This window comes from Acidobacteriota bacterium (assembly GCA_034211275.1).
Lineage (GTDB): Bacteria > Acidobacteriota > Thermoanaerobaculia > Multivoradales > JAHZIX01 > JAGQSE01.
In genome coordinates, this window is record JAXHTF010000219.1 from 1 (window position 1) to 10,451 (window position 10,451).

At 67.1% G+C, this 10,451-nt stretch carries 8 protein-coding genes; 4 read left to right on the forward strand and 4 right to left on the reverse strand.

Annotated elements, in window-relative coordinates:
- The 3 genes from SX243_22470 to SX243_22480 form a co-directional block, all read left to right on the forward strand.
- Nucleotides 1–1,357: ABC transporter substrate-binding protein (locus tag SX243_22470; protein MDY7095749.1), on the forward strand; the 1,357-nt coding region annotated here is incomplete at its 5' end.
- 167 nt (nucleotides 1,358–1,524) lie between these two features.
- Nucleotides 1,525–1,905, forward strand: coding sequence for a BlaI/MecI/CopY family transcriptional regulator (locus SX243_22475; protein MDY7095750.1), 381 nt, complete (start codon nucleotides 1,525–1,527; stop codon nucleotides 1,903–1,905).
- Complete coding sequence (locus SX243_22480) at nucleotides 1,902–3,368, forward strand: M56 family metallopeptidase (GenBank protein ID MDY7095751.1); 1,467 nt, start codon at nucleotides 1,902–1,904, stop codon at nucleotides 3,366–3,368. Before SX243_22475 ends, SX243_22480 begins: the two co-directional genes overlap by 4 nt.
- A gap of 93 nt (nucleotides 3,369–3,461) precedes the next feature.
- Here the strand turns inward: SX243_22480 and SX243_22485 are convergent, their stop codons facing one another.
- The 4 genes from SX243_22485 to SX243_22500 all read right to left on the reverse strand — a co-directional run bounded on the left by SX243_22485 (nucleotide 3,462) and on the right by SX243_22500 (nucleotide 8,770).
- On the reverse strand, nucleotides 3,462–4,919 hold the full coding sequence (locus tag SX243_22485; GenBank protein ID MDY7095752.1) for a radical SAM protein: 1,458 nt from the start codon (nucleotides 4,917–4,919) through the stop codon (nucleotides 3,462–3,464).
- A gap of 106 nt (nucleotides 4,920–5,025) precedes the next feature.
- Complete coding sequence (locus tag SX243_22490) at nucleotides 5,026–5,610, reverse strand: hypothetical protein (protein MDY7095753.1); 585 nt, start codon at nucleotides 5,608–5,610, stop codon at nucleotides 5,026–5,028.
- A gap of 140 nt (nucleotides 5,611–5,750) precedes the next feature.
- Nucleotides 5,751–7,400 (reverse strand): ATP-binding protein, encoded by a 1,650-nt coding sequence (locus tag SX243_22495; GenBank protein MDY7095754.1) that lies wholly within the window; start codon nucleotides 7,398–7,400, stop codon nucleotides 5,751–5,753.
- Nucleotides 7,400–8,770 (reverse strand): sigma-54 dependent transcriptional regulator, encoded by a 1,371-nt coding sequence (locus SX243_22500; GenBank protein ID MDY7095755.1) that lies wholly within the window; start codon nucleotides 8,768–8,770, stop codon nucleotides 7,400–7,402. The genes SX243_22495 and SX243_22500 overlap by 1 nt, the downstream gene beginning before the upstream one ends.
- A 415-nt stretch (nucleotides 8,771–9,185) precedes the next feature.
- Here SX243_22500 and SX243_22505 point away from each other — a divergent pair, with 415 nt between their 5' ends.
- Nucleotides 9,186–10,325 (forward strand): hypothetical protein, encoded by a 1,140-nt coding sequence (locus SX243_22505; GenBank protein MDY7095756.1) that lies wholly within the window; start codon nucleotides 9,186–9,188, stop codon nucleotides 10,323–10,325.
- The last annotated feature ends 126 nt before the right edge of the window (nucleotides 10,326–10,451 follow it).

The following is a 10,451-nucleotide window of genomic DNA, read 5'->3' on the forward strand; positions in this document are numbered from 1 at the left end:
CAACGGCCTGGTGACCAAGGATCCCCAGGGCAACCTCATCCCCGACCTGGCGGAATCCTGGGAAGTGCTGGACGGCGGCGCGCGCTATCGCTTTCATCTACGCCCGGGAGTGCGCTTCCACGACGGCAGCACCTTCGACGCCGCCGACGTGGTGTGGACCTTCGGCACCATCCTCGACGGCACGGTGAAGACCGCCAAGCGCGCCGCCTTCGCCCTGGTGGAAGAAGTGGTGGCGGTGGACGAGCTGACGGTGGACATGGTGCTGGCAGAGCCCTACGGCGCCCTGCTGGTGGACCTGACCCCGGCCCAGGGAGTAATTCCCGAGGGCATGACGCCGGAGGAGATGAACCGCCAGCCCATCGGCACCGGCCCCTTCCGGCTGGTGGAGCGGACGCCGGAGAAGGTGGTGTTGGAGCCCTTCCCGGAGCATTTCCGGGGCGCCCCGCACCTGCAGCGCCTGGTGCTCAAGGAAGTCCCGGACTCCACCGTCCGGGCGCTGGAGCTGCTCAACGGCTCGGTACAGCTGGTGGTCAACGATCTGGCGCCGGACGTCGTCCCCACCTTCCGCGACGACCCCGCCTATCAGGTGGTTTCCGCCCCCGGCGCCAACTACGCCTACCTGGGTCTCAACCTGCGAGATCCGGCCCTCTCCGATGTTCGGGTCCGCCGGGCCCTGGCCATGAGCATCGACCGCCAGCGGCTGGTAGACACCCTGTGGAACCACCTCGGCCTGGTCACCGAAACCATGCTGCCGCCGGGACTGTGGGCGCGCAACGAAGACTTGGAGCCCCTGCCCTACGATCCCGCCGCCGCCGCCCGGCTGCTGGAAGAAGCGGGCTACCCCGACCCCGACGGCGACGGCCCCGAGCCCCGGCTGCGGCTGGAGTACAAGACCTCCACCAACGAGCCTTACGTGCTCCAGGCGCAGGTGATCCAGAACATGGCGCAGGCCGCCGGCATCGAGATCGAGGTGCGCTCCTTCGAGTTCGCCACCTTTTACCGCGACGTCCAGCGGGGCAATTTCCAGATCTTCTCGCTGGTGCGCACCGGCGTCATCGACCCCAATATCTACCGCTTGGTGCTGCACTCTGAAGCGACGCCGCCCCAGGGCCAGAACCGCGGCTTCTACCGCAACCTCCGCTTCGACCGCCTCATCGACGAAGGCGCCCGCCGGGCGCTGCCGGAGGAGCGCCGGCCGTTCTATCTGGAAGCCCAGGAGATCGTCGCCGAGGAGCTTCCCTACATCAGCCTCTACACCAAGATCAATTTCGCCGTCATGCCCGCCGAGCTGGAAGGCTACGTCAACTACCCCAGCGGCGAGCTCTTCAGCCTGCGCACGGTTCGCTGGAAGCGCTGAGTAGCCCCCACCCCCGACGCTGGAGCGTCTCCCCGGAGCTCCCACGCCGAAGCGTGGGAGCGAGAGATTCAGCGAGAATTCTCACCTCCCCCTTGACAACGATTACATTCGTAGTCATTATGGCTACAGTTGTAATCGAAGCCCCCAAGACCCCCCGAGGAGACCTCTTGAGCACCGGTACCAACATCTCCGAATCCGAATGGGAAGTGATGAACGTTCTGTGGAGTGAGAGCCCGCTGACCTCTTCCCAAATCGCCGAGCGGCTGGAGCAGCCCACCGGGTGGAAACCTGCGACGGTGAAGACTCTGCTGGGGCGGCTGGTGAAGAAGGGCCAGCTGACCTACGAAGCCGACGGCAACCGCTACCTCTACCGCCCCCGGGTGTCCCGCACCGCCGCGGTGCAGGCGGAAAGCCACTCCTTCCTGGCGCGGGTCTTCCGCGGCGACGCCGCCTCCATGCTGTTGCATTTCGCCCGCAACGCCGAGCTGTCGGACACCGAGGCGGAGGAGCTCCGGCAGCTCCTCGACGCCGGGGAGGGTCACGGATGATTTCTCTCGACCTACTCCTGCCCCTTGCTCTCAAGGCCTCCCTCAAAGCGGCACTGATCGCGCTGGTGGTGGCGCTGGTGCTGCGGCTGCTGGGCCGGCACCTTTCCCCCGGCGTGCGCTACGGGCTGTGGCTGCTGGTGCCGGCACGGCTGGCGCTGCCGGTGGCGCCGGTGAGCGAGTGGAGCCTGTTCCGCGGCGAGGCCTTCGCCGGCCTCCAGACCGGCGGTCAGGCCGGCGGCTGGATTCCCGGCCTGGGTGACCTGCCGGAAGCCATCGGTGCCGTCGTCGCGGCATCTCCTGCCAGCGGCTGGAGCTTCGACGGCCGCCTGACCCTCCTCGCCCTCTGGGGCGCCGGGGCGCTGCTCCACCTGAGCTGGCTGGCGGTGGGCGAGGTGCGCCTGCACAGGCTGGTGGCGGCGGCCCCGGCCCTCGCGGACGAACGAGCTCTCCGCCTGCTGCGAGAATGCCGTCACCGCCTCGGAATCCGCCAGCAGGTCGAGCTGCGCAGCGTCGATGGGGGCTCGTCCTCCCAAGGACCGGGCATTTTCGGCTGGCTACGGCCCAAGGTCTTGCTGCCGCAGAGTTTGGTGCGGCATCTGGACGACGTCCAGCTGCGCCACTTGCTGCTCCACGAGCTCACCCATCTGCGCCGTCTTGACGGCCCCGTGCGCCGGCTGGCCTCGCTGCTGATGGCGCTCCACTGGTTCAACCCGGCGGCCCATTGGGCGCTGCGGCGGATGGCGGCGGAGTGCGAGCTGGCCTGCGACGCCCAGGTTCTAAAGCTCCTCGACGCCGGCGAACGGCGCGCTTACGGCCACACTTTGTTGAGCCTTTCGGTCCCCTCGTCCTACCCCACCGCTCTGCCCGCCTTCTCCCGCACGTCGAAGCGAGAATTGAAAAGGAGAATCACCATGATCGCCCGCTTCCAACCCCCGTCCCTGCGCTCCGCAGCGCTCGGTCTCACCATCTTCGCCGTCCTCGCCTTCGCCACCCTCACGGATCTGCCGGCCCAGGCGGGCACAGCTGAAAGCCCCGGCACGGACGCCGGCGCCGAGGACATAGAGAAGCAGAAGCAGACCATCGAGAACGTCCGCACCGTCGGCACCGCCATGTTCGCCTGGCTCACCGACCAAGACAACGCCCTCACCGAGGCGCAGGATCCGCCGGACGGCAAGCTGTCCTGGGCCCGATGCAAGGCCGTCACCGCCGAAGAGCTGGAGGAGCTCCTTGTCCCCGCCTACCTCCAGGAGTTACCCACCGAGGACGGCTGGGGGCATCCGCTGGAATACTGCATCGACGAGCAAGCAACCTACATGGTGATCGCCCTGCGTAGCCCCGGCCGCGACGGCACCTACGAGGACACCACCTACTCCATCGGGGCCTTCCTGCCCCCGGAGGTGGATCACGACGTGGTCTGGTCCGACGGCTTCTTCGTGCGCTGGCCCGGCAAGCCCGGGGGCTGAGCTCGCGACCGCCCAGCCCAAGCACAGACGACCCCGCCGGCCGACCCTCGTCAGGGCGGCCGGCGTTTCATTTTGCCGAAAGAAATACTGAGCTCAGCTCGCCAGCAGCTCGGCGGCGGCCTCCAGGCGGGCGGGGCTTTCCCGATGACCGCGGAGGAAGGTGTCGGCAGTGCTGAACCGCTTGCTCAGGTTCATGCCCTTGCGCAAAGCCGTGTAGGTCACCTTGCCACTGGCCAGCGCCGCCAGCAGCTCCAGGTAGGTGCGAGCCTTGCCCCGCACCCGGTAGCGCAGCTCCAGGGCGTGGCGCCACAGGCCGGCGTACTCGCGGTAGAACTCGTCCAGCGGCAGCTTGGTGGGCAGCACCGCGTGGGTGATGTCGAAGAGCTCCCAATCCTCCGTCACCACGGTGCTCTTGACGTCGTCCCATAGATCGGTGCCGGGGAGCGGGGTGAGCACCGAAAACCCACTGTTGTAGGCGCCGCGCTCGTCCACCCACTGGCGCAGGCGGGCGAAGTCGTCCCGATCCCAGCTCGGGTCGACGATGAAGTTGGGGGTGTAGCCGACCCCCAGCTCGCTGAGGATCTCCAGCGCCTGGTCGTTGTTGGCGGCGGTGTTGCTCTTATTCACCGAGTCCAGGCCGGCGTCGTCGATCTTCTCCAAGCCGAGGAAGATGGAGAGGTGGCCGCAATCCTTCCACTGCTTCACCAGGTCGGGGAATTTGCAGATGATGTCGGTGCGGGTCTGGACGGTGAAGAATTTGCGGATTCCGGACTTGCGGATGGCCTCCGCCATCTCGCGGCCGCGGCGCACGTTCATCCAGAAAATATCGTCGGTGATGAAGACATTCGGCGCCTCGATGGCGGCCAGCTCCTCCACCACCCGCCCTGGAGACTTCTCCCGGAAGCTGCTCTCGTGGAATTTCCACACCGAGCAGAAATTGCATTTGAACGGGCAACCCCGGGCGGTCTCCAGCAGCGCCAGGGGCTTGCGGAAGTTGATGTAGTACTCGCTGGCGTAGTGGCGGATCAGATGCCGCGCCGGCAGCGGGATGTCGTCCAGCGCCCGGCGATCCGGCGCGTGGCCGGTGGCCTCCTGGCCGTGCTCGGTGTTGAGCACCAGCCCGGGCACGTCGGTCAGCGGGGTCTTTTTCTCCAACGCCGTGACCAGCAACGGCATGATGTCTTCGCCGTCCCCCACCACGATGATGTCCAGCGCCGGATGCTCGAACCAGCTGGGATCCCGGGAGGCGTCGTGGCCGCCCAGGACGATAACCGCCTCCGGCAGCTCCTCCCGGACCCGCTGCGCCAGCCGCAGGGCCCGGAAGCGCTCGGTGGTGAAATTGCACTGCAGCCCCACCACCGCCGGCTGGAACCGCCGCACCTTGGCAAAGCCCTCGTCCAGATCCTCCAGCCGCAAATCGACGATCTGGCAGGCGTGATCCTCCACCTCCAGCGCCCCCGCCACGCACTCCAACCCCAGCGGCTCGACAAAGGTGATCATCTCGAGCCCGATGATGCCGCCCACCGGTGGTTTCAGGAAGCTGACGTGCATTGCGACCTCCAGTCCAGGGCCCCACGCTCCCCCTCCTCCCCCGAAAGCCCTGATTAGTTGCGAATCGAAATTCTAGCCTCTTGCTAACAGAGTGAAGAGAGGGGCGTCAAGGAGGACTCCCCAAATCAATGCGTTTGAGCTCCTCGAGCTCGCGCTCCAGGCGGGCGGCCCGGCGGGTGGAGCGTTCGAGGTCTTCTGCTTGGGCGGCCAGCCGGTGGCGCTGATCTTCGATCTGCTGCATCAGCTGCAGGCTCTTGGCCTCGCTGCGGGTCGCGGCGGCGCGGGCGGTCTCCAACTCGCCCCGAACCTGAGCCAGGTCCCGGCGGGTGCTCTCCAAGACCTCGCTACCCCGGGCCAGCCGGCGCTCCAGATCCCCGGTGTGACGATATTGGGCGAGCATGGCCCGGGCCGGCAGGGTGTACTCGCTGTGAGGGAATTGGGCCAACAGCCGGGAGAGGCACGAGACAGCCTGCTCCGAATCGTGTACCGGGCTGTCCTCCAGGGTGTAGAGCACTGCCAGGCGGAACAGCGAGCGAGCGTGCTGCGGTGCCGCCGGATCCTCCCGTACCGCCTCCCGGTAGGCTTCCTCTGCCGCCGCCAGCTCGCCCCGGTCGTAGAGAGAATCTGCCGGCGACCGGTTGCTCTGGAGGGAGCTGCAGGCCAGGAGCCCCGGCAGTGTCAGGAGCACCACGAGGACCGGGAGTGCGGGAAGGGCGATCCTCCCACTCGGGCTCGGGCTTGGACTCGAGTTCCGGCTTCGGCTCGGGCAGAAGATTAGATTTCGAAACAGCGGTGGCAGCAGGCGGCTCAACGTTCTTCGACTCGTGATGGTCATGGTCTCCCCTCGATCCCCGGGCGCTTTCCTGCCTTCCGAGGACCGGATCCCCCAGCAGCGGTGGGATCTCGGGAGGCCGGAGCCTCGGCTCCGGAGGCTCGCTCCCCATAAGACACCGGCGGCACCGCAACGCCCAGCACGTCGCGCGGCGCCGGCGGCAGCAGCACCCAAAAACAACTCCCACCGGACGGCGCGTCCAGCAAACCGACAGCGCCGTGATGGGCCTCGACAATCTCGCGGCAGATGGCCAGCCCCAACCCCACACCCCCGGCTCGCTGACCGCTCTCCACGCGATGAAACTTCTCGAACACCGCCCCCTTGAGCTCGTCCGCAACCCCCGGCCCCGTATCCATCACCGAGAGCAACACCACCGGACCTCCGGTGAGACCCAGCGTCCCATCGACTTCCAGCTGCTGGTCCAACAAGCTTCCGGGCAGAGCTTCGAATCGCCGCACGCCGACGGTGACGGTGCCGCCGGGAGGCGTGTACTTGAGCCCGTTGTCCACCAGATTCTCCAGCACCTGGATCAGCCGCCCGCGGTCGCATACGGCGAGGACGGGCTCCGCCGGCACGTCGGTGGTGAGCCGCAGCCGGCGCTCCCGAGCCCGGGCCTCGAACTCCCCCACCACCAGCGCCGCCAGGGCACCGACGTCGGCGACCTGGAAGTGGTAGGTCATGGCCCCGGCCTCCAGGCTCGATAGATCCAGCAGGTTGGAGAGCATGGAGGAGAGCCGCCGGCCGCTCTGCACGTTGAGATCGAGGAGCCGGCGCTGCTTCTCGGTCAGGGGGCCGGGAATCTCCTCCAGCAGCAGCTGATTGGTCTCGTGCATGGCCACCAGCGGATTCTTCAGCTCGTGGGAGACGTGGGCAACGAAGTCCTTCTTCAGCTGATCGAGCTTGCTCAGCCGCTCCACCATGGAATTGAACGCGGCGGCCAGACCCGAGAACTCGTCGTTGCGCTCCGCGTCCAGACGAAAGGTGAAACGGCCCTCGGCCACCGCCCGGGTGCCCTCGGTGAGCTGGTGCAGGGGCTCGCGGATGGAGCGCACGGTGAGGTAGACGATGAGCAGGATGAGCAACGTCGAAACCACCACCACCCCCAGGGAGATACGCTCCGCCTCCCGGCGGCGCCGCTCCAGCCGCCCGCTTTGCTGGGCTACTTCCGCCTGGTTGGTGCGCACCAACTGACGCACCTGGCGTTCCACCTCCCGTAGCGTCTCGGAGATCTCCGCCTCACGGGCCGAGCCCGCACCGAGGATGTCCTCCGCCGGCGGCGCCTCGACCAGCAGCAGGCGCCAGAGCTCCCCCCAGAGCAACGCCAGATGCGCTGCTTCCTCTCGTTCCTGATCCGAAAGATCCAATCCCTGCAGCTCCTTCAGCCCGGTCTCAGCCTCGGTCTTGAGCCCCGCGAGCTTGTCGGCGTAGCCAGGATCGGAGAGGCGGACGAGCTTGAGCGCCGAGTTCTCCACCTCCCCCACCAAACGCGCCTGATCCACCAGCAGCTCGAAGGATTGCAGCTGGTTGGCGAAGACCTCGCGGCCGGTGAAGACGGTGCGGCGCACCAACCCCACCTGGTAGATGAGCACGCCGATGAGCAGCACCAGCAGCACGGCGGATCCGAGGCCGATCTTGCTGGACACCCGCATCAGGAGTCCGCCCGGTCCTCGTAGGCCCGCAGCTTGTTGCGGATGGTCTTGACATCGAGGCCCAGACGCCGTGCCGCCTCCGCCTTGTTGTTGCCCACGTGCTCCAAGGTCTTGAGGATGAGAATGCGCTCGGCGTCCTCGGCGGTGACGCCGGAGGGCAGGACGATGGGGGTACGAGCCTGACCGTTGGGGCGGCGCACGTAGGGCGGCAGGTGGGCTGCCTCCAGCCACCCCTTGCGGCACAGGATGACGCCGCGCTCCACCACGTTGCGCAGCTCCCGCACGTTGCCCGGCCAGGGGTAGCCGCCCAGAGCTTCCAACGCTTCTTCCGACAGGCCTTGGACGTCGGTGCCGTGCTTGTCGTTGAATCGCTGGACGAAATGCTGCGCCAGCAAGGGCAGGTCGTCCAGCCGGCGGCGCAGCGGCGGCAGGGTGAGGGTGAAGACGTTCAGCCGGTAGAAGAGATCCTTGCGCAGCCGCCCCTCCTCCACCGCCGCGGCGGGCTCGCGGTTGGTAGCGGCGAGCACCCGGACGTCGAAGCGCACCTCCTTGCGGCCACCGATGCGGCGCACCTTTCCGTCCTCCAGAATGCGCAAGAGCTTGGGCTGCAGCGCCAGGGGCATCTCGCCGATCTCGTCCAGGAAGAGGGTCCCCTGGTGAGCCAGCTCGAAGCAGCCCGGGCGCGCATTGACGGCGCCGGTGAAGGCGCCCTTCTCGTGGCCGAAGACCTCGCTCTCCAGCAGGCCCTCGGGAATGGCAGCACTGTTGACGGCGACGAAGGGACCACCGGACCGATGGCTGAGCTCGTGGATGGTGCGCGCCGCCAGCTCCTTGCCGGTGCCGCTCTCGCCGGTGATGATGGCCGAGGCGTCGCTGCCGCCGAGGGTGCGGATGAGGCGATAGATGCGCCCCATGGGCCGGCTGGTCCCCACCAGCGAGCCGAGCCCCGCCCCCTGCTCCAGCCGCTCCGCCAGCCGCCGAGCCTGGGAGCGCTGGCCCGAGCTCTTGAGCACCGCATCGAGGGTGGAGCGCAGCTTGGAATAGTCCAGGGGCTTGGTGAGGAAGTCCTCCGCTCCTTCCTTCATCGCATCGACCGCGACGTCGATGGTGCCGTAGGCGGTCATCAGGATCACCGAGCGGGCAGGATTCCCCGCCTTCAGACTGCGCAGCAGCTCGAGGCCGGAAACTTCCGGCATCACCACGTCGGAGAGCACCACCGCCGGATCCAGCCGCTCCGCCAGCTCCTCGCCGCGACGGCCGGAGTCCGCCAGCTGCACGGAATACCCCCACTGCTGGAGGCGGATCTCCAAGACCTCGCGGATCGCCGGATCGTCGTCGACGACGAGGACCGTGGGGCTCGAACGGCTCATAAGCTCGGAGAAGGATCAAAAAACATCGCGGGTCGAAGTCCTCAGCACCCCGATTCAGAAATTCAATTCATTGCATAGCGAAATGCAAGAATTGCCAGAAGCAAGAATCGACAGCGTAGCCCTCCCCCCTCGGCCCGTCAAGCACCCATCGGAGCTCCGGACGGCGAATCAGGGAAATTTTCCCCGATTCCGCCCTCTACCGTGCCCGCCGAATGCCGCCCGCGTTGCCCCCAAGCCTTTACCAAAATGGGACTTAGTGGGCCTCCTCACAAGCTGGCAGCGGCCTTGCACAATCCCTTGGCGTGGTGAATGGACGACTGTCCCCGCCGCCGCTGCGGCCGTTGAATGCCGACTCTTAACTCGCTCCCGGCAAAGCCCCCCTTTTTGGCGATGCCCCTTTGGAGGACTCCCCACCATGGTGACCACCCACTCCAGCATCTCTTCCAGCACCCCATCGAGCACCGGGACCAGTTCCCGGACCGGCTCCGCCGCCAGCACGGATTCACCGTGGCCGTTCCTGACCCTCACCGAGAGCGAGCTTCAATACCTGGTGCAGCATCGCGTCGTGGAGCCCGCCGCCGGTAGTCCGGTAGGACTCTTGCTGGACGGGCTCCAACCCGCCGAAGCGACGGAGCCCGGGCAGGATAGTCCCAACGAAGCTGTCGGGGTACGGCTGCAGGAGAAGGGATTGATTCGCCATCTCCCACCGAAGGTCAACGGCACTCCGGAGGCCGCCGCATCGGAGGCCGGAGAGCTTTTCCGCCGCGCCCTGGAAGTCCTCGCTCAACCCGAGGCCCGGCTGATCATCGTGCGTCAGAGCCCTGGCGAAGAGCCTTCCCTCATCCCCCTCTTCGTCTCCGGTGAGCTGGCGGCACCGGGCTTCATCGACGACGAAGGACTGCACCTCGGTGTTCCCATGGACCGCCAGCAGCTGCTCGATTCCATCCGCATCAACCTGCAGAGCGACAACACCGGCGAGCTGGAGAGTCCGGTGACCCTGTCGCCACTGGTCCTGCAAGCGGTGGAGACCCTGTGGCGCGGCACCGGCCGGGAGCTCTCTGCGGCCATCTCCCGGCATCAGGCCCGCCTCCTGCTGCTCGAGATGATCGGCGATCAACAGCTGGTCCAGGGTCTTTTGCGGCTGCTGCTCCAGGTGGGGGTGATCCAAGAACACAACGGTGGCTACGCCCTGACCCCGAGCTACCTTCCGTGGTTCGAGCGCGTCCTCTCCGGCCACTCCTGTGCCGTCGAATTCACCGCTCTAGGAGACGACGGCTCGGTGCAGAGCCCGGAGCCGGACCGGCTGCTCTTCTTCGGCCCCCCGGGACAGCGGGTGCTGTGCTCCCATCCCGAGGCGGGAGCCACCGCAGCCCCAACCCTGGATCGGCCGAGCCCGCCGGTGTCGCCCCCCCTCGCCGAGGATCATCCCAGCGCGGAGAGCCAGCCCAACGGAGCTCCCGACTCCACCAGCGCAGATCCCCTGCTCTACTTCTCCGCTCCCTCGGAGCGGCTGCTGAGCTGGAAACTGCGCCGTCTCATCGGCTCTGAATCCTAACAGCCTGTGGTGAAAGTCAGACGCCAGCGAGAGCGAGCAATTTTTCGTCGAATCAAGGCCGGAAAACCGCAGGCGATGCGGGTATCGGCGAGGTTTTCGAACGAAGATTCGGCGGAAAAGGGCCGC

Excerpts from the sequence above, each read along its gene's own strand:
- SX243_22495 (MDY7095754.1), bottom strand. The coding sequence starts at position 7,400 with ATGCGGGTGTCCAGCAAGATCGGCCTCGGATCCGCCGTGCTGCTGGTG.
- SX243_22500 (MDY7095755.1), bottom strand. The coding sequence starts at position 8,770 with ATGAGCCGTTCGAGCCCCACGGTCCTCGTCGTCGACGACGATCCGGCG.
- SX243_22480 (MDY7095751.1), top strand. The coding sequence starts at position 1,902 with ATGATTTCTCTCGACCTACTCCTGCCCCTTGCTCTCAAGGCCTCCCTC.
- SX243_22485 (MDY7095752.1), bottom strand. The coding sequence starts at position 4,919 with ATGCACGTCAGCTTCCTGAAACCACCGGTGGGCGGCATCATCGGGCTC.
- SX243_22505 (MDY7095756.1), top strand. The coding sequence starts at position 9,186 with ATGGTGACCACCCACTCCAGCATCTCTTCCAGCACCCCATCGAGCACC.